The sequence below is a fragment of the Streptomyces sp. CB01580 genome, from assembly GCF_001905795.1.
GTDB lineage: Bacteria > Actinomycetota > Actinomycetes > Streptomycetales > Streptomycetaceae > Streptomyces.
The window spans coordinates 469,002-488,028 of record NZ_LIXJ01000001.1 but is presented as its reverse complement, the minus strand read 5'-3'; the positions used below and the strand labels follow the sequence as shown (position 1 = coordinate 488,028).

The 19,027-nt window shown below is 72.5% G+C and carries 14 protein-coding genes; 10 read left to right on the top strand and 4 right to left on the bottom strand.

What is annotated here, in order from left to right:
* Nucleotides 1-74 precede the first annotated feature (74 nt).
* Both AMK22_RS01840 and AMK22_RS01835 read left to right on the top strand, forming a co-directional pair.
* Nucleotides 75-1,289 carry an acetyl-CoA C-acetyltransferase gene (locus AMK22_RS01840; RefSeq protein ID WP_073781388.1) on the top strand — a complete coding sequence of 405 codons (1,215 nt, stop codon included), beginning with the start codon at nt 75-77 and terminating at the stop codon, nt 1,287-1,289.
* A 238-nt stretch (nt 1,290-1,527) separates the two neighbouring features.
* Nucleotides 1,528-3,735, top strand: a complete 2,208-nt coding sequence (locus AMK22_RS01835) for a 3-hydroxyacyl-CoA dehydrogenase NAD-binding domain-containing protein (RefSeq protein ID WP_073781387.1) — start codon at nt 1,528-1,530, stop codon at nt 3,733-3,735.
* Between the two features lie 36 nt (nt 3,736-3,771).
* Here the strand turns inward: AMK22_RS01835 and AMK22_RS01830 are convergent, their stop codons facing one another.
* The gene (locus AMK22_RS01830) at nt 3,772-4,503 is read right to left on the bottom strand and encodes a MerR family transcriptional regulator (RefSeq protein ID WP_073781386.1); all 732 of its coding nucleotides are present in this window, start codon (nt 4,501-4,503) and stop codon (nt 3,772-3,774) included.
* 183 nt (nt 4,504-4,686) lie between these two features.
* Here AMK22_RS01830 and AMK22_RS01825 point away from each other — a divergent pair, with 183 nt between their 5' ends.
* Nucleotides 4,687-5,163: a macro domain-containing protein gene (locus tag AMK22_RS01825; protein WP_073781385.1), complete on the top strand. Its 477-nt coding sequence runs from the start codon at nt 4,687-4,689 to the stop codon at nt 5,161-5,163.
* Nucleotides 5,164-5,604: 441 nt separating this feature from the next.
* Nucleotides 5,605-6,546, top strand: coding sequence for an oxygenase MpaB family protein (locus tag AMK22_RS01820; protein ID WP_073781384.1), 942 nt, complete (start codon nt 5,605-5,607; stop codon nt 6,544-6,546).
* Nucleotides 6,547-6,647: 101 nt separating this feature from the next.
* On the opposite strand, the gene AMK22_RS01815 is transcribed toward AMK22_RS01820, so the two are convergent.
* Nucleotides 6,648-8,135 carry a M1 family metallopeptidase gene (locus AMK22_RS01815; RefSeq protein WP_073781383.1) on the bottom strand — a complete coding sequence of 496 codons (1,488 nt, stop codon included), beginning with the start codon at nt 8,133-8,135 and terminating at the stop codon, nt 6,648-6,650.
* 211 nt (nt 8,136-8,346) lie between these two features.
* Here AMK22_RS01815 and AMK22_RS01810 point away from each other — a divergent pair, with 211 nt between their 5' ends.
* Nucleotides 8,347-10,287 (top strand): Xaa-Pro dipeptidyl-peptidase, encoded by a 1,941-nt coding sequence (locus tag AMK22_RS01810; protein WP_079185860.1) that lies wholly within the window; start codon nt 8,347-8,349, stop codon nt 10,285-10,287.
* Between the two features lie 283 nt (nt 10,288-10,570).
* Nucleotides 10,571-12,208, top strand: a complete 1,638-nt coding sequence (locus tag AMK22_RS01805) for an ABC-F family ATP-binding cassette domain-containing protein (RefSeq protein WP_073781382.1) — start codon at nt 10,571-10,573, stop codon at nt 12,206-12,208.
* Nucleotides 12,209-12,319: 111 nt separating this feature from the next.
* Here the strand turns inward: AMK22_RS01805 and AMK22_RS01800 are convergent, their stop codons facing one another.
* Nucleotides 12,320-14,704: a Tex family protein gene (locus AMK22_RS01800; protein WP_073781381.1), complete on the bottom strand. Its 2,385-nt coding sequence runs from the start codon at nt 14,702-14,704 to the stop codon at nt 12,320-12,322.
* Between the two features lie 297 nt (nt 14,705-15,001).
* Between AMK22_RS01800 and AMK22_RS01795 the strand changes: the two genes are divergently transcribed.
* Nucleotides 15,002-15,964 carry a GlxA family transcriptional regulator gene (locus AMK22_RS01795; protein WP_073781380.1) on the top strand — a complete coding sequence of 321 codons (963 nt, stop codon included), beginning with the start codon at nt 15,002-15,004 and terminating at the stop codon, nt 15,962-15,964.
* Between the two features lie 154 nt (nt 15,965-16,118).
* Complete coding sequence (locus AMK22_RS01790) at nt 16,119-16,754, top strand: DJ-1/PfpI family protein (protein WP_073781379.1); 636 nt, start codon at nt 16,119-16,121, stop codon at nt 16,752-16,754.
* 37 nt (nt 16,755-16,791) lie between these two features.
* Here the strand turns inward: AMK22_RS01790 and AMK22_RS01785 are convergent, their stop codons facing one another.
* The gene (locus tag AMK22_RS01785) at nt 16,792-17,604 is read right to left on the bottom strand and encodes an enoyl-CoA hydratase/isomerase family protein (protein ID WP_073781378.1); all 813 of its coding nucleotides are present in this window, start codon (nt 17,602-17,604) and stop codon (nt 16,792-16,794) included.
* A gap of 84 nt (nt 17,605-17,688) precedes the next feature.
* Between AMK22_RS01785 and AMK22_RS01780 the strand changes: the two genes are divergently transcribed.
* Both AMK22_RS01780 and AMK22_RS01775 read left to right on the top strand, forming a co-directional pair.
* Complete coding sequence (locus tag AMK22_RS01780) at nt 17,689-18,396, top strand: HdeD family acid-resistance protein (protein WP_242433793.1); 708 nt, start codon at nt 17,689-17,691, stop codon at nt 18,394-18,396.
* Nucleotides 18,397-18,527: 131 nt separating this feature from the next.
* Complete coding sequence (locus AMK22_RS01775) at nt 18,528-18,983, top strand: ATP-binding protein (RefSeq protein ID WP_073781377.1); 456 nt, start codon at nt 18,528-18,530, stop codon at nt 18,981-18,983.
* The last annotated feature ends 44 nt before the right edge of the window (nt 18,984-19,027 follow it).

The following is a 19,027-nucleotide window of genomic DNA, read 5'->3' as shown; positions in this document are numbered from 1 at the left end:
CCGTTCGACCTCCCGACGGCCTCCCGGCCGCCCCTCGGTCCCCGTCGACCGACCACCCTCGAAAGGCTGCTGACTTGAGCACCGAAGCGTACGTCTACGACGCGATCCGCACCCCGCGCGGCCGCGGCAAGGCCGATGGAGCCCTGCACGGCACCAAGCCGATCGACCTCGTCGTCGGCCTCATCCACGAGATCCGCGCCCGCTTCCCCGGCCTGGACCCGGCGGCCGTCGACGACATCGTCCTCGGCGTGGTCAGCCCGCTCGGCGACCAGGGCTCCGACATCGCCCGTATCGCCGCCATCGCCGCCGGACTCCCGGACACCGTCGCGGGCGTCCAGGAGAACCGGTTCTGCGCCTCGGGCCTGGAAGCCGTCAACCTGGCCGCCGCCAAGGTCCGCTCCGGCTGGGAGGACCTCGTCCTCGCGGGCGGTGTCGAGTCGATGTCCCGCGTCCCGATGGGCTCCGACGGCGGTGCCTGGGCCATGGACCCGATGACCAGCTTCCAGACCGGCTTCGCCCCGCAGGGCATCGGAGCCGACCTCATCGCCACCATCGAGGGCTTCTCCCGGCGCGACGTCGACGAGTTCGCCGCGCTCTCCCAGGAACGCGCCGCCGAGGCGTGGAAGGAGGGCCGGTTCGCGCGCTCCGTCGTCCCCGTCAAGGACCGCAACGGTCTCGTCGTCCTCGACCACGACGAGCACATGCGGCCCGGCACCACCGCCGACACGCTCGCCGGTCTCAAGCCGTCCTTCGCCACGATCGGCGAGGCGGGAGGATTCGACGCGGTCGCGCTGCAGAAGTACCACTGGGTCGAGAAGATCGACCACGTCCACCACGCGGGCAACTCCTCCGGCATCGTCGACGGCGCCGCGCTCGTCGCGATCGGCAACAAGGAGGTCGGCGAACGGTACGGGCTCACGCCACGCGCCCGGATCGTCTCCGCCGCCGTCTCCGGCTCCGAACCCACCATCATGCTGACCGGTCCCGCGCCCGCCACCCGCAAGGCCCTCGCCAAGGCCGGACTCACCATCGACGACATCGACCTCGTCGAGATCAACGAGGCGTTCGCCGGTGTCGTCCTGCGCTTCGCCCGAGACATGGACCTCTCCCTCGACCGGATCAACGTCAACGGCGGGGCCATCGCGATGGGCCACCCGCTCGGCGCCACCGGCGCGATGATCCTCGGCACCCTCATCGACGAACTGGAGCGCCGCGACCAGCGGTACGGGCTCGCCACCCTGTGCGTCGGCGGCGGCATGGGCATCGCCACCGTCGTCGAACGTCTCTGACCGTCCCCCGGCCACCGGTGAGGGGCCGGCAGTGGGCGGCGTGGCGTCGCGGGGGCGGGGCACGCGTCTCACGGCCTTGTCGTCCCTCAGCATGTTCCCCGAGCTCTCGGCTTCGCTCGAGCAGGGGAGGCCCCATTCACCATGGACCGGTCCTCCGCCTCGCGATCCACGCACCCCGACCCCGCTCCTTCGCCCGCGCCGCCCACTGCCGCCCCCTCTCTTACGGAGAAGAACCGCAATGACCGAGAGCACGACCATCCGCTGGGAACAGGACGAGACCGGCGTCGTCACCCTGGTGCTGGACGACCCCGACCAGTCGGCCAACACGATGAACCAGGCGTTCAAGGACTCCATCGCCGCCGTCGCGGACCGCGCCGAGGCCGAGAAGGACTCCATCCGCGGCATCATCTACACCTCCGCGAAGAAGACCTTCTTCGCGGGCGGCGACCTCAAGGACATGATCAAGGTCCGCCCCGAGGACGCCCAGCGGGCGTTCGACACCGGCACCGCCATCAAGAACGCGCTGCGCCGCATCGAGACCCTCGGCAAGCCCGTCGTCGCCGCCATCAACGGCGCGGCGCTCGGCGGCGGCTACGAGATCGCGCTCGCCGCCCACCACCGCGTCGCCCTCGACGCCCCCGGCTCCCGGATCGGCCTGCCCGAGGTCACCCTCGGTCTGCTGCCCGCGGGCGGCGGCGTCACCCGCACCGTGCGCCTCATGGGCATCACCGACGCGCTGCTGAAGGTCCTCCTCCAGGGCACCCAGTACACCCCGCGGCGCGCCCTGGAGAACGGTCTCGTCCACGAGGTCGCCACCACCCGCGAGGAGATGCTCGACAAGGCCCGCGCCTTCATCGACGCCCATCCCGAGTCCCAGCAGCCCTGGGACGTCAAGGGGTACAGGATCCCCGGCGGCACCCCGTCGCACCCGAAGTTCGCCGCGAACCTCCCCGCCTTCCCGGCCAACCTGAAGAAGCAACTCGCGGGCGCCCCGATGCCCGCGCCCCGCAACATCCTGGCCGCCGCGGTCGAGGGCGCGCAGGTCGACTTCGAGACCGCGCTGACCATCGAGGCCCGCTACTTCACCGAACTGGTCACCGGCCAGGTCGCCAAGAACATGATCCAGGCGTTCTTCTTCGACCTCCAGGCCGTCAACTCCGGCGCCAGCCGCCCCAAGGACGTCGAGGGTCGAAAGGTCCGCAGGGTCGCCGTCCTCGGCGCCGGGATGATGGGCGCCGGCATCGCCTACTCCTGCGCCCGCGCGGGCATCGACGTCGTCCTCAAGGACGTCTCCGCCGAGGCCGCCGCCAAGGGCAAGGCGTACAGCGAGAAGCTCCTCGACAAGGCGCTCTCCCGGGGCCGCACCACCGAGGCGAAGCGCGACGAGCTGCTGGCCCGCATCACCCCGACCGCCGACCCGGCCGACCTGGCGGGCTGCGACGCCGTCATCGAGGCCGTCTTCGAGGACACCGCGCTCAAGCACCGGGTGTTCCAGGAGATCCAGGACGTCGTCGCACCGGACGCCCTGCTCTGCTCCAACACCTCGACCCTGCCCATCACCGTCCTCGCCGACGGCGTCGAGCGCCCCGCCGACTTCGTCGGGCTGCACTTCTTCTCGCCCGTGGACAAGATGCCGCTGGTCGAGATCATCAGGGGCGAGAAGACCGGCGACGAGGCCCTGGCCCGCGCCTTCGACCTGGTCCGGCAGATCAGGAAGACCCCGATCGTCGTCAACGACTCCCGCGGCTTCTTCACCTCGCGCGTCATCGGACAGTTCATCAACGAGGGCGTCGCCATGGTCGGCGAGGGCGTCGAACCGGCGTCGATCGAGCAGGCCGCCGCGCAGTCCGGCTACCCGGCGAAGGTCCTGTCCCTGATGGACGAGCTGACCCTCACCCTGCCCCGCAGGATCCGTGACGAGACGAGGCGGGCCGTCGAGGAGGCCGGTGGCACCTGGGACGCGCACCCGGCGGACACCGTGATCGACCGTATGGTCGACGAGTTCGGCCGCCCCGGGCGCAGCGGCGGCGCGGGCTTCTACGAGTACGACGAGAACGGCGGGCGCATCCGCCTGTGGCCCGGGCTGCGGGAGCACTTCGGCCGCCGTGCGGACCCGGCCGCGGGCGGGTCCGACGCCCGTCCCGGCACCGACGTCCCCTTCGTCGACATGCAGGAGCGGATGCTGTTCTCCGAGGCGCTGGACAGCGTCCGCTGCCTGGAGGAGAACGTCCTCACCTCCGTCGCCGACGCCAACATCGGCTCCATCATGGGCATCGGCTTCCCGCCGTGGACCGGTGGCGTGCTCCAGTACATCAACGGGTACGAGGGCGGCCTGCCCGGCTTCGTGGCCCGCGCCCGGGAACTCGCCGAGCGCTACGGCGACCGCTTCCTGCCGCCCGCGCTGCTGGTGGAGAAGGCGCAGAAGGGCGAGACCTTCCACGACTGACGGGCCAACCGGACGGCCCGCGGGCCGCGTTCACCGTCACTCGGCGGTGAACGCGGCCCGCAGCTCCTCCTTCAACGACCGCTGGAACGCGGTCACCAGTGCCTGGATCACCATCGGCTGCATATGGGCGGACAGCGACTTCATCGCCGCCACGTGCTCCGGATCCGACTCCCGCTCCCGGTACGGGTCCCACACCTCGTCCCGGAACAGCCGGGTCAGCTCCTGCGCGGCGGACCGGGAGTGCTCCAGCAGCACCGTCCGCGCGGCCAGGATCGTCTCGTGCGCGATCGGCACCCCGAGCAGTTCGACCCCGAGCCTCAGCAGCCCCGGGTCCACCCGGTAGCCGCCGTCGACCGGCTCCGCGCGCTCCAGCACCCCCATCGCCGCCAGCCGCGCGATGTCCTGCTCGCCCAGCGCCCGGCCCGCCCGGCGCTCCAGCTCCGCGCGCGTCGCGTCCTCCGCCGAGTCCGGCGCCCAGGACGCCACCAGAGCCCGGTGGATCGCCAGGTCCTGGGCACTGAGGTCGGGCGGCAGCTGTTCCAGGTAGCGCTCGATCGCGGCCAGCGTCATGCCCTGGTGCTGGAGCTCCTCGATGAGCGCGAGCCGGGACAGATGCTCGGCCCCGTAGTGCCCGACCCGGCGCGGCCCGATCACCGGGGGCGGCAACAGCCCCCGGGTGCTGTAGAAACGTACGGTGCGCACGGTGACACCGGCGCGGGCCGCCAGCTCGTCGACGGTGAGCGTCGTCGGATCCTCGGTCCCGGTCACCCTGTCTGCTCCTCGCACTCCGGCCCGGCGGTGAACGGCCGAACTCGCTCGCAACGGTTCAACAGTATTGCTGTCTCACCATCCTTGTGAAAGTGCCCGGCGGCCGTGTGGCGGGTGGTGCGCGGCTCTGTGGCGCTCCCGCCGCCCGCGTGCGATGTCGGTGCCGGCCCGTATGGTGCCCCCATGTCGGAGATCACGTACATCCGGGGCGACGCCACCGCGCCGCAGGGCAGCGGCGTCAAACTGATCGCGCACGTCTGCAACGACCTCGGCGGCTGGGGCAAGGGCTTCGTCCTGGCGCTCTCGCGTCGCTGGCCCGAACCGGAGGCGGCCTACCGCCGCTGGCACCGGGAGCGGGCGGGCAACGACTTCGCGCTCGGCGCCGCGCAGTTCGTCCAGGTGAGCCCGTACATATGGGTGGCGAACATGGTGGGTCAGCGGGGGATGCGCAGGGGCAGCAAGGGAGTTCCGGTGCGCTACGAGGCGATCGACACGGCGCTGGGGGCGGTGGCCGACCGGGCGGTCGAACTGGGGGCGTCGGTCCACATGCCCCGGATCGGCTGCGGGCTGGCGGGCGGCACATGGTCCAGGATCGAACCGCTGCTGGAGAACCGCCTGCTGAGCCGGGGCACAGCGGTCACGGTGTACGACCACGACTGAGCCACCGGGCCCCGGCCGGTTCGGCGCTCGAGGCGCGGACCGAGGACGATCGGCCAGTCGTCCCCGTCGGCGGCCACGTCGTCGGGCGCGCGGTCCGGGCCCGCGGGGAACACCGCGGTCGGCGGAGGCGTCAGCGCGTACCGCTCGGGATCCACCGCGCACTCCGCGCGCAGGACCACCGCCGCCTCGGGGCCGACCGCCGAGCGGTCGGGAAAGGCCGACGCGTCCACGTCGACCTGGTCGGCGTGGATCCCCGAGCCGTGCGCACCGTCGTCGCCGTCGCGGACGCGGGGCGGTTCCGGCGCGCCGTACGCGTCGACGGCCCGTGCCCGTAGCGTGTGCGCCCGGGAGCGGTCCACCCCCGGGCGTGGGACCGCATACTGGTTCGTACCGGGACCGGGCGCCCCAGCCGTACGTCCGGCCGAACGCCGGGAGCACCGTATGAGCACTTCGCCGGCACGCGGCGCCGACCCCGCCCCCGCGCCGCACGACCCCGTTCCTCCGCCGCCCGGGGGCGTGCTCTGGAGCATCTCCGGGGACGTCCGTGCCCTGCTGATGCTGCCCGCCGCCCTCACTCTCCAGGTCGCCCATACGGCGGTCGGCGCGGGCGTCGACGAGTACTCCGTCTTCCGCACGGACCCGTGGGGGCGCGGTGAGAGGTCCCTGCGCTCGCTCCAGCTCTGGGTGTACGGGGGAGAGGAGGCCGCCGAGGAGGGGCGCAGGCTCCGCCGGCTGCACCGGACCATCCAGGGAATCGACAGCCGGGGCCGCCGCTACCACGCGCTGTCGCCCGCCACCTACGCGTGGGTGCACGCCACCGGCTTCCCCGTCTACCGGCATGCCGCGCGCTACCTGCTGCGTCCGTTCACCGAGGAGCAGGAACGGGCCCTGTACCGGGAGTGGCTCCAGGTGGGCAGGGTCCTGGGCATCCACGACCGGGACATGCCACAGACGATCGAGGAGTTCTGGCCGTACTTCCGCAAGACGCTCGACGAGGAGATCGAGCGGACCGTCGTCGTCGACGACCTGCTCGCGACCGACCGGCCCGTACCGCCGCCGGACCGGGGGCCGTTGCCGCTGCGGCCGGCGCTCCGGGCGCTGTGGCCGGTGCTGTTCCCGCCACTGGCCAGGTTCCGCCGCTTCGTCACCATCGGCCTGATGCCGCCGGAGGCGCGGGAGGCGATCGGGCTGGAGTGGACGGACGTCCAGGAGCGGAGGCTGCGGCGGCTGGGCGCGGTGGTGCGGCGCGTCGTGCCCGTACTCCCCGAGAGGCTGCGCTATCTGCCGTACGCGCGCCGGGCGCGGGCGGCGCACCGGGCGACCGCGCGCGGTGACCGGGCGCATCTCGGACAGCGGGCCGGCGCGCCGCATCGGCCGGTCTGATCACGGGCCGGTCCGGTCCGTTCCGTGCGCGGGTTCCGTCGCCCACCGGGAGGAAGAGGGCGACGGAACCCGGAGCACGGTTCGGGTGGCCGGACGGACCGTCAGCGGTGGTCGTGGACCGTGTTCGTCGCGGCGATCTTCTTCCACGACGCGGGCCGCTCGGCCTTCGTGGGAGCCTGCGCCAGGCGCGTCCCGGACGGGGCCCCGGGCCGCGACGGCTGGTAGAGCCAGGTGTCGAAGAAGCCGGCGAGGGGCGTGCCCGAGACCCGCTCGGCATAGGCCACGAAGTCGCCCACGGACGCGTTCCCGTACGCGTGCTCGGCGGGCCAGCCCTTGAGCAGTTCGAAGAACGTCTCGTCGCCCAGCTTGTCGCGCAGCGCCTGGAGGGCCAGCGCCCCGCGGTCGTAGACGGCTCCGTGGAACTGGTCGTCGGGGCCCGGGTCGCCCGGCTTCACGGTCCAGAAGGGGTCGTCCGCGGGGTGCAGGGCGTAGGTGTGGTCGGCCAGTTCCCGCGCGGTGCCCTCGCCCTCCTTCTCCGACCACAGCCACTGGCTGTACCGGGCGAAGCCCTCGTTGATCCAGATATCCTTCCAGCCCTTGACGGACACGCTGTCGCCGTACCACTGGTGCGCCAGTTCGTGGACGACCACCGAGACGTTGGAACCGTTCGCGAACTGCTTCGGGCTGTAGAACGGCCTGGTCTGCGTCTCCAGCGCGAATCCGCTCGTCACGTTGGGGGAGTAGCCGCCGAGCGCGTCGAACGGGTACGGACCGAACAACTCCGTCAGCCACTCGGCGACCTCGGCGGTCCGCTCGATGCTGGCGCGCGCCGCACCGGCGTTGGCGCCGAGGTCCTTGCTGTACGCGTTGACGACCGGCAGCCCGTCCGCCGTGGTGTCCGTGGTGATGTCGAACTTCCCGATCGCCAGCGTCGTCAGGTAGGTGGCCTGCGGCTTGGTGGAGCGCCAGTTGAAGCGGGTCCAGCCGAGCTTCGAACTCTGCGACTGGAGCGTGCCGTTGCTGATCGCCTGGGTGCCGTCCGGCACCGAGACCGAGATGTCGTACGTCGCCTTGTCCAGCGGGTGGTCGTTGCTGGGGTACCACCAGACGGCCGACTCCGGCTCCTGCGCGGCCACCGCGCCGTCCGGCGTACGGACCCAGGACGTCCAGCCGTTGACCTTCGCTTCGGACGGCTTCCCGGCGTACCGCACGACCACCGAGACGGCCCTGTCCTTCGCCAGCGGTGACGCCGGGGTGATCTCCAGCTCCTGTTCGCCGCTCCTGGCGAATGCGGCCTTCTTGCCGTTCACCCGCACCTCGGACACGTCCAGCGCGAAGTCCAGGTTGAAGCGGGACAGCGCCTGCGTGGTCGTGGCGAGGATCGTCGCCGTGCCCTCCAACAGGTCGGTGGCGGGCTGGTACTTCAGCCGCAGGTCGTAGTGGGACACGTCGTAGCCGCCGTTGCCGCTGGCCGGGTAGTAGGGGTCGCCGATGCCCGGGGCGCCCACGGTTCCCCCGGCGGCCGAGGCCGGGATCGCCAGCAACAGGGAGGCCGCGAGGGCGCCGGGGACGATGAGTCTGCGGTGCACGAATGCTCCAAGTCGTCGGTCGGACGGGTTTCTGAGCCCTTGCCAGGACCCTATGCAGGGACCTTCCTGTTAGTCATGTCCATGGTCGCCGTTGTCACACGTTCGCCATTCCGCCGACATGGCGGCCCGGAGGCGTCCCGGCCCGGTCACGCCGCGCCGATCGCCGATCGCCCTCTGTCGCGAGGGAGTTGACCGGCGGTACCTTCCGCCCATGCCGATTCGTGCGCGGGGCAGCCGCTTGACGTACCGATCGCTGATGGTGGCGGCCCTCGCCGCCCTGACGACCACGCTGCTCGCACCGGCGGGCGCACAGGGCGCCGAGGCCGGCGCCGCCACGAGCCGGGAGGCCGGGCCGTCTGCCGACGGACACCCGCGGAGCGGACCGCCGGTGAGCAGGCCCGTCCACTCGTACGAGAACGCCGTCCGCGAGTCCGTCTGGGTCGACACCGGACTCGACGGCGACGGGGACGGAAGGAACGACCGTGTCGCCGTCGACATCGTCCGGCCCCGCGAACCCGCCCGGCAGGGCCGCAGGATCCCCGTCATCATGGACGCCAGCCCCTACTACTCCTGCTGCGGCCGGGGCAACGAGAGCCAGCTCAAGACGTACGACGCCGACGGCAGACCCGTGCAGTTCCCGCTGTACTACGACAACTACTTCGTGCCGCGCGGTTACGCCTTCGTCGCCGTCGACCTGGCCGGCACCAACCGCTCCGACGGCTGCGTCGACGTGGGCGGCCCCTCCGACGTCACCTCCGCCAAGGCCGTCATCGACTGGCTGAACGGCCGCGCCCGCGGCTACACCACCCGCACCGGCCAGCGGCGCGCCACGGCCGACTGGTCCAACGGCCGCACCGGGATGATCGGCAAGAGCTACGACGGCACCGTCGCCAACGCCGTCGCGGCGACCGGGGTGGACGGACTGCGGACCATCGTCCCGATCGGCGCCATCTCCTCCTGGTACGACTACTACTTCTCCCAGGGCGCGCCGCTGTACGACGGCGGACCGGACCGGCTCTCCGACGGGGTGGAGAGCCCCGAGGCGCGTGGCCGCTGCACCGCCGTCCAGCGCCGGCTCGTCGAAGGGGCGCCCCGCAGCGGAGACTGGACCCGGCTGTGGACCGAGCGCGACTACGTGAAGGACGCCCGCAAGGTACGGGCCAGCGTCTTCGCGGTGCACGGCATGCAGGACCTCAACGTCCGCACCAAGCACCTCGGCCAGTGGTGGGACGCGCTCGCGGCCCGGGGCGTGGAACGCAGGATCTGGTTGTCGCAGGCCGGACACGTCGACCCCTTCGACTTCCGGCGGGCCGAGTGGGTCGACACGCTGCACCGCTGGTTCGACCACTACCTCCTCGGTTACGACAACGGCATCGAACGCGAACCGATGGCCGACATCGAACGCAGTCCCGGCCAGTGGTCCACCGACCGGTTCTGGCCGCCGCGCACCACCCACGCCGTCACCGTGCGCCCCGGTCCCGGAGCGGCGCCCGGCGTCGGCACCCTGGGGCTGCGCCCCGCCCGCCCCGGCGCCACCGAGACGTTCACCGACGACCCCGCGCTGAACGAGCTGGAATGGGCCGCCGACGCGGACCGCCCCACGGCCGCCAAGGCCGCCTTCCGTACCCCGCCGCTCTCCCGGGACCTGCGGCTGTCCGGATCGTCCACGGTGACCGTCACCGCCACCCCGACCACGTCGAGTGCCCATCTCTCCGCCGTCCTCGTGGACCTCGGCCCCGACACCATCCGCGACTACGGTGCGTCCGGAGAAGGCATCACCACGCTCCCCGGACGCACCTGCTGGGGTGCGAGCACCACCGGGGACAGTGCCTGCTTCAAGGAGACCCGGGCCGACACGGCCACCGTCGACCGGACCGTGTTCAGCCGGGGCTGGGCCGACCTCGGCACCCACGCCTCCGCGGGGCACGGCCGCCCGCTCACCCCGGGCCGGGCCCACACGATCACCCTCCGCCTCGCCGCCACCGACCACGTCGTCCAGGCCGGACACCGCCTCGCCCTGATCGTGGCCGGGACCGACCGGGGCCTCATCGAGCCGCCGGACTCCACCCCCACGCTCACTCTCGACCTGGCCCGTACGTCCGCGACGCTCCCGCTCGCCGGCGGCACCGCCGGCCTCGGGGCCGTTCCGTAGTGCTGTGACCGGGAAGGTTTGCCGGGCGTCGCGAGCCGGTGGACCTTCCCGGTCACAGCACTGGCCCGCCGATCCATCACGGAGCGTACGTACCGCTGAGGCAGTCCGCCCGCAACCTGATCCCCCTCCTCCTGGACGAGCGGGCGGCCCACCACCTCACGGACGGACGGCCCGACACCAGCTGCTGACCCGGCCCCGGGGGCGCGCCTCGTCCCCCGGGCCCGCCCCGGCCTGCGGCCGGACGACGGCAGTGCCGAGGACAGGCCCTAGGATCGGCATCCTGATGACTGCCACACTCGTCGCCAAGGACCTCACCGCCGCGCACGGCGACCGCACCCTCTTCGCCGGGCTCGACCTCGTCGTCGCGCCCGGTGACGTGATCGGTCTCGTCGGAGTCAACGGCGCCGGCAAATCGACCCTGCTCCGACTGCTCGCGGGGCTCGACCGGCCGGAGCGGGGGGAGCTGCGGCTCTCGCCGCCCACCGCCACCATCGGCCACCTCCCGCAGGAGCCGGAGCGGCGTCCGGGCGAGACCGTGCGGGAGTTCCTGGCCCGCCGCACCGGCGTCGCCGACGCCCAGCGGGCGATGGACGAGGCGACCCAGGGCCTCGTCGACGGGACGCCCGGCGCCGACGACGCGTACGCCGAGACGCTCGAACGCTGGCTGGCGCTCGGCGGCGCCGACCTCGACGAGCGCGCCGAGGAGGTCGCCGCCGAACTCGGTCTCGCCGTCGGCCTCGACCTGCCGATGACCGCGCTCTCCGGCGGCCAGGCGGCCCGCGCCGGCCTGGCATCCCTGCTGCTCTCCCGCTACGACGTCTTCCTGCTCGACGAACCCACCAACGACCTCGACCTCGACGGTCTGCAACGGCTCGAACGCTACGTCTCCGGTCTGCGCGCGGGCACGGTCGTCATCAGCCACGACCGCGAGTTCCTGACGCGCACGGTCACCAAGGTCCTCGAACTCGACCTCGCCCAGCAGGAGATCAACCTGTACGGCGGCGGATACGCGGCCTACCTGGATGAGCGCGAACGGGCCCGCAGGCACGCCCGTGAGGAGTACGAGGAGTACGCCGACAAGCGCGCCGCCCTGGAGGACCGTGCCCACACACAGCGCACCTGGATGGACAAGGGCGTGAAGAACGCCCGGCGCAAGGCCGGCGACAACGACAAGATCGGCCGCAAGTTCCGCAGCGAGGCGAGCGAGAAACAGGCGGCGAAGGCCCGGCAGACCCAGCGCATGATCGAACGGCTCGATGCCGTCGAGGAGCCGCGCAAGGAATGGGAACTGCGGATGGAGATCGCCGCCGCGCCCCGGTCCGGCTCGGTCGTCGCGACCCTGCGCGAAGCACGCGTGGCACGGGGCGACTTCGTCCTCGGCCCGGTGTCCCTCCAGATCGACTGGGCGGACCGGGTCGCGATCAACGGCGCCAACGGGGCGGGCAAGTCCAGCCTCCTCGCCGCCCTTCTCGGACGCCTCCCGCTGGACTCCGGGCACGCGACGCTCGGCTCGGGCGTGGTGGTCGGCGAGGTCGACCAGGCGCGCAAGCTGTTCCACGGTACGGAGTCGTTGCTGGACGCGTTCTGCGCCGCCGTGCCCGACAGCGAACCGGCCGAGGTCCGCACGCTGCTCGCCAAGTTCGGTCTGCGCGCGGACCATGTGCTGCGCCCCGCGACGACGCTCTCGCCGGGGGAGCGCACCAGGGCCGCGCTCGCCCTCCTCCAGGGCCGGGGCGTCAACCTCCTCGTGCTCGACGAGCCGACGAACCACCTCGACCTGCCCGCCATCGAACAGCTGGAATCGGCGCTGGACTCCTACCCGGGCACGCTGCTCCTCGTCACGCACGACCGGCGGATGCTGGAGGCGGTGCGGACGACACGGCGCATCCAGGTGGTGGACGGCAGGGCGAAGGAAATCTGACCCTCCGGCCCCGTGGCCGCCGCCCGGGCCCCGCTCCTACGGGGCCCGGGCGGCGGGCCGGGGCGGCGGCGGGAGCACGCAGGACCGTGCGCCCCGCCCCCGCCCGGGGTGTCAGCGCTTGCGGCCGCCGTCCCGGTCCGGACCGGTCAGCCCGGCGCGCCGCAGGGCGTCCGCCATCGCGCTGTTCACCGGCGCCGGCCGGGCGGAGCCGCCACCGCGCCGGTCGCGGTCCTGACCGCCCTGACGCGGGCGCGGCGGCCGGGCACCCTGGCCACCCCGCTCACCGCGCTCCCGCCGGGGCCCGCCGCCCTGGCCGGACGCCCCCGCCTCGTCGTCGAGCCGCAGCGTCAACGAGATCCGCTTCCGCGGAATGTCGACGTCCATGACCTTGACCTTGACGATGTCGCCCGGCTTCACGACGTCCCGCGGGTCCTTCACGAACGTCCGCGACATCGCCGACACGTGCACCAGACCGTCCTGGTGCACCCCGATGTCCACGAATGCGCCGAACGCCGCGACATTGGTGACGACACCCTCCAGCACCATGCCGGACGCCAGGTCGCCGATCTTCTCGACACCCTCCTTGAAGGTGGCCGTCCTGAACGCGGGCCGCGGGTCGCGCCCCGGCTTCTCCAGCTCCTTCAGGATGTCGGTGACCGTCGGCAGACCGAACTTCTCGTCCACGAATTCGTCGGCACGCAACGACCGCAGCACCCCCGTGTTGCCGATCAGCGAGGCCACCTCACCACCCGTCCGCTTCGCCATCGCCCGCACCACCGGGTACGCCTCCGGGTGCACGCTCGACGCGTCCAACGGGTCGTCGCCCCGGATGCGCAGGAAGCCCGCGCACTGCTCGTACGCCTTCGGGCCCAGCCGCGACACGTCCTTGAGCGCCCTGCGCGACCGGAAGGGCCCGTTCGCGTCACGGTGCGCGACGATGTTCTCCGCCAGCCCCGCACCGATCCCCGAGACCCGCGAAAGCAGCGGCGCCGACGCGGTGTTGACGTCCACACCGACACCGTTCACACAGTCCTCGACGACCGCGTCCAGCGACCGCGACAGCTTCACCTCGGACAGGTCGTGCTGGTACTGGCCGACCCCGATCGACTTCGGGTCGATCTTCACCAGCTCCGCGAGCGGGTCCTGGAGGCGCCGCGCGATCGACACCGCGCCGCGCAACGACACGTCCATGTCGGGGAGTTCCTGCGAGGCGAAGGCCGAGGCCGAGTACACCGACGCGCCCGCCTCCGACACCATCACCTTCGTGAGCTTCAACTCCGGGTGCTTCTCGATCAGTTCACCGGCGAGCTTGTCGGTCTCGCGGGACGCCGTGCCGTTGCCGATCGCGATCAGCTCGACGTCGTGCGTCCGCGCCAGCTGCTCCAGCCGCGCCAGCGCCTGGTCCCACCTGTTCGCGGGGACGTGCGGGTGGATGACGTCCGTGGCGACGACCTTGCCGGTCGCGTCGACGACCGCGACCTTCACGCCCGTACGGAAACCGGGGTCGAGCCCCAGCGTGGCGCGCGTCCCGGCCGGTGCGGCGAGCAGCAGGTCACGCAGGTTCGACGCGAAGACCCGTACCGCCTCGTCCTCCGCCGCCGTGCGCAGCCGCAGCCGCAGGTCGATGCCGAGGTGCACCAGGATCCTGGTCCGCCAGGCCCAGCGCACGGTCTCGCCCAGCCACTTGTCGCCCGGACGGCCCTGGTCGCTCACTTTGAAGCGCCGGGCGACGACGCCCTCGTACGACGACGGTCCGGGCGTGTCCGAGGGCTCCTCCGGCTCCATGACCAGATCGAGCATGTCCTCCTTCTCGCCCCGCAGCATCGCCAGCACCCGGTGCGAGGGCAGTTCGGTGAACGGCTCGGCGAAGTCGAAGTAGTCGGCGAACTTCGCGCCCGCCTCCTCCTTGCCCTCGCGCACCTTCGCCGCCAGCCGGCCACGCGTCCACATCCGCTCGCGCAGCTCACCGATCAGGTCGGCGTCCTCCGAGAACCGCTCGGTGAGAATGGCGCGGGCACCCTCCAGCGCGGCGGCCGGGTCCGCGACGCCCTTGTCCGCGTCGACGAAGGCGGCGGCAGCGGCGAGCGGCTGCACCGACGGGTCACCGAGCAGCCCGTCGGCGAGCGGTTCGAGTCCCGCTTCGCGGGCGATCTGCGCCTTGGTGCGCCGCTTGGGCTTGAACGGCAGGTAGATGTCCTCGAGGCGCGCCTTGGTGTCGGCGGCCCTGATCCGGGCCTCCAGCTCCTCGTCCAGCCTGCCCTGCTCGCGCACGGAGTCGAGGATCGCCGTCCGGCGGTCCTCCAGCTCCCGCAGGTACCGCAGCCGCTCCTCAAGAGTGCGCAGCTGCGCGTCGTCGAGCATCTCGGTCGCTTCCTTGCGGTAGCGCGCGATGAACGGCACGGTCGATCCGCCGTCGAGCAGCTCGACGGCCGCCTTCACCTGCCGCTCGCGTACGCCGAGCTCCTCGGCGATCCTGCCTTCGATGGACGTCGTCACGGTTCTACCGACTCGCCTTCTCGTACGGGCTGTACTGGTCGCACGGACTGTGCTCACGGGGCCGGGGCCCCTTCGTCTGCATTGTGCCGGGTGGCCGGGCGCCGTGTCGCCCGGCCACCCCCGCCGCGCGTCGGCCGGTCGTGCCCGGCGCCCGCCGATGAGAGCGGGGAGACAGGGAGGACGGGAGAACCGTGCGGCCGAGGAGGACCGGGGAGAACCGGGGACGTCCGGGCGATGGCAGGAAAGGTGGGGCATGCGTCATTGCAGCCATCGGAGTGGCCGCGAAGGATGGTGGACATGACGCAGCGATCCGTACTCGTCGTCCTCTTCGACGGCGTCCAGAGCCTCGATGTGACCGGCCCGGTGGAGGTCTTCGCCGGGGCCTCCCGCTTCCTCGGGGCCACGTACGACCTGCGCACCGCGTCCGTCGACGGTTCCCCGGTCCGTACGAGCAGCGGCCTCGTCCTCGTCCCGGACACCGCCCTCGCCGACGCGGAGCCGCCGCACACCCTGCTCGTCCCCGGGGGCGAGGGCACCCGCGTCCCCGCCCCGGCTCTCGTGGACTGGCTTCGGGAGCACGCCCCGCGCGCCGAACGCCTCGTCTCCGTCTGCACCGGCGCGCTGCTGCTGGCCGAGGCCGGACAGCTCGACGGGCACCGGGTCACCACCCACTGGACCGTCTGCGAGCACCTGGCGCGCACCCACCCGGCCGTGGAGGTCGACCCGGACCCGATCTTCGTCCGGGACGGCAGGCTGGCCACCTCCGCCGGGGTCACCGCGGGTATCGACCTCGCCCTCGCACTCGTCGAGGAGGACCACGGCCGGGAGGTCGCCCTCACGGTCGCCCGCCATCTCGTGGTCTTCCTGCGCAGACCCGGCAACCAGGCCCAGTTCAGCGCGCAGCTCACCGCCCAGACCGCCCGGCGCGAGCCGCTGCGCGAGGTCCAGCACTGGATCACCGAACACCCGTCCGCCGACCTCACCGTCGAGGCCCTGGCCGCCCGCGCCCGCCTCTCGCCCCGTCACTTCGCCCGCGCCTTCCGGGCCGAGACGGGCCTCACGCCGGGCCGATACGTCGACCGGGTACGTCTCGAACACGCCCGCCGACTGCTGGAGGACACCAGCGACGGCGTCGCGGGCATCGCGCACGCCTGCGGATACGGCACCCCGGAGGCCATGCGCCGAGCCTTCGTCAAGGCGCTCGGCACGGCACCCGCCGAGTACCGCCGCCGCTTCCGGCCCGGGCCCGACACGGACTGACCGACTTCCCGCACACGACCGCGAGGGCCCGGCGGATGCTTTGCCGGCGGCCCGACGCGCACCGAGCCGCGTGCGAGCGGCGGCGTGCTCCCGGGCCACCGCCGCCCGCCCGACCGACGACACCGACCGACGACACCGAAGTCAAGGAGCACCCGTGCAGATCGCCATCGTCCTCTTCGACCGCTTCACCTCGCTCGACGCCGTGGGCCCCTACGAGATGCTCCAGCACCTCCCCGGAGCCGAGACCGTGTTCGTCGCCGAACGGACCGGCCCCGTGCGCAACGAGAGCGGCAGCATCGCGCTCGTAGCCGACCGGACGCTCGCCGATGTGCCGACGCCGGACGTGGTGGTCGTCCCCGGCGGTCCCGGCCAGACCGGCCAGATGGACAACGAGGCGCTGCTGGGCTGGCTGCGCGCGGCCGACGCCACCAGCACCTGGACGACCTCCGTCTGCACCGGGTCGCTGCTGCTCGCCGCGGCCGGACTGCTGAGCGGCCGCCGCGCCACCTCGCACTGGCTCGCGCTGGACACCCTGAAGGAGTTCGGTGCCGAACCGACCGGCGAGCGCGTGGTCTTCGACGGCAAGTACGTCACGGCGGCGGGCGTCTCCTCCGGCATCGACATGGGGCTCGCCCTGCTCGGCCGGATCGCGGGCGACGAGCACGCCATGTCCGTACAGCTGCTGACCGAGTACGACCCCCGGCCGCCGTACGACGCGGGCTCGCCGGCGAAGGCCCCGGCGGCACTGGCCGACCAGTTCCGTGCCCGGCGCGCCACCCTCCTCCGGTAGCCCCCTCTCCGGTGGCCCGTCCCGGCGGCCCGCCGGGTCAGTTCGCGCCCTCGGGCGGTCCGAAGCGCGGCGCGCGCCGTTCCAGGAACGCGGCGACACCCTCCTCGGTGTCGCCGCTGCGCCGTACCCGCTCCGCCCAGTACGCGTCCCGGTCCCGGCGCCCGTCGGCGAACTCCTTCGCCGCGGCCTGCGTGATCCACGAGCGCGCCGCCAGCGTTCGCGTGTACGTGCCGACCCGCGCGTCCAGCCCGCCGGCCGGGAGCACCTCGTCCACCAGCCCGCACCGCAGCGCCCGCGTGGTGTCGATCAGTTCGCCGGAGAAGAGCAGGTGCTTCGCCGTGGCGGGCCCCGTCAGCGCCACCAGCCGCCGGGTCGACGACGCGGGGTAGACGATCCCGAGCCTGGCCGGCGTGACCCCGAACGCGGCGCCCTCCTCGGCGAACCGCAGATCGCAGGCGGCCGCGAGCTGACTGCCGCCGCCCACGCAGTAGCCGCGGATCGCCGCCAGCGTCGGCCGGGGAAACGCGGCCAGCGCCTCCTCGGCCTCCACGGTGAGCGGCTGCGGATCCGACGGCCGACCGCCGGGCGAGGAAGGGTCCCCGGGCGAGGACGGCTCCCGGGGCGGTACGGCCCTGAGCGAGGCGATGTCCGCCCCGGCGCAGAAGGTGTCCCCGGCGCCCGTCAGCACCAGGGCCCGCACCGAGGGATCGGCCGCCAGCCGTGCCAGCAGCGGGGGCAGCGCGATCCACATCGAGACCGTCATCGCGTTGCGTTTGGCCGGGTTGTCGATGACGACGGTGGCGACACCGTCCGCGACGGTGTGCGTCAGCCGGGGTTCCGTACGGTCCATGCGCCGGATGCTATCCGCACGGTTCGAACTTATGATCAAAAAGGGGTGGGTGGCCGTGCACGTACGCACCGTGAGGAGCTTTCCGTGGCCGATCCCGCAGTCGAGGGCAGAAGGCTGAGCCGGAGTTTCGGCCGGCTGGCCCTGCTGGGCATTCTTCTCGTCGTGGCCGGTCTGGTCGGCCTCGTCTACACCGGGGTCGCGACGCTGACCTCGATGCTGCTCTTCGGCTGGCTGCTGCTGGTCGGCGGGCTCGTCGGTCTGCTCCACGCCATCGAGTCCCGGGGCAGCAACTACTTCTGGCTGGCGGTCGTGGTGGCCGCGCTGAACATCGCCGCCGGGGTCGTCGTCATCCGGCATCCGCACGGCACGGCCGAGGCGCTGACCATGTTCGCCGCGCTGCTCTTCCTGACCGGCGGGGTGTTCCGGCTGGTCGGCAGCGTCGTCGTGCGCGGCCCGCAGTTCGGCTGGACGCTGTTCCAAGGGGCCTTCGGGCTGCTCCTCGGGCTGCTGGTCCTCTTCGACTGGCCGCACAGCAGCCTCTACGTCCTCGGTCTCTTCTTCTCCCTGGCACTGCTCTTCGACGGCCTCGGCCTGATCTCGATCGGGGTCGGCGGCCGACGCATCGTCTCCCTCGTCTCGGACGTCTCGGACCAGGGAGTGGACCCCGGGCGCCGTCACCCGGACCCGGACCGGGACCGGCACCTGCACCGGTACACGGAGCCCGATGGCCCGAAGCCCGGGCAGCAGCCCGACACGTCCACCGGAGAGAACCAGAGTCAGTCAAAGAGTTGATCGGATCGTGCGGTTTCGATCAAAATTCGTCGATAGAGGTCGACTTTTATTCACTCGTTCGGTGCGGCGGCCACGCCCCGCACTCTGTACTCGACGTGCAGTCACCGACGAGTCGAGGGCGGTACCGGACTATGGAGAGCCGCGGGAGTGTCCCCGCTCGGCCCATGTCGTACGAAGGAGTCTGGCGGTTCACCGCCCCGGCCGTGGACGTCTCCGTCCCACGGGCCAGGCGCGCCGTACGCGACCTGCTGGACCGCCAGGGCGTGCCGATCGGCACCGACATCACCGAAGGACTGCTGCTCATCGTCTCCGAGCTGGTCACCAACGCGGTGAAGCACGCCGCGCTGCTCTCGCCGGAGCTGGCCGTCGAGGTGGCCGTCGGCGCGGACTGGGTCAGGGTGTCCGTGGAGGACAACCACCCCTACCGGCCCACGGCCCTGGAGACGGACCACGGACAGACCGGCGGCCGCGGGCTGCTCCTGGTCCGGGAGATCACCCGGGAGACGGGCGGCGCCTGCGACGTGGAGCACACCGCGGGCGGCGGGAAGATCATCTGGGCCGCGCTGCCGCTGAGCGCGGGATTCTGAACCGGCCCGCGCCGGCACCGGGCGGGCGGTCCCGCGGGCATCCG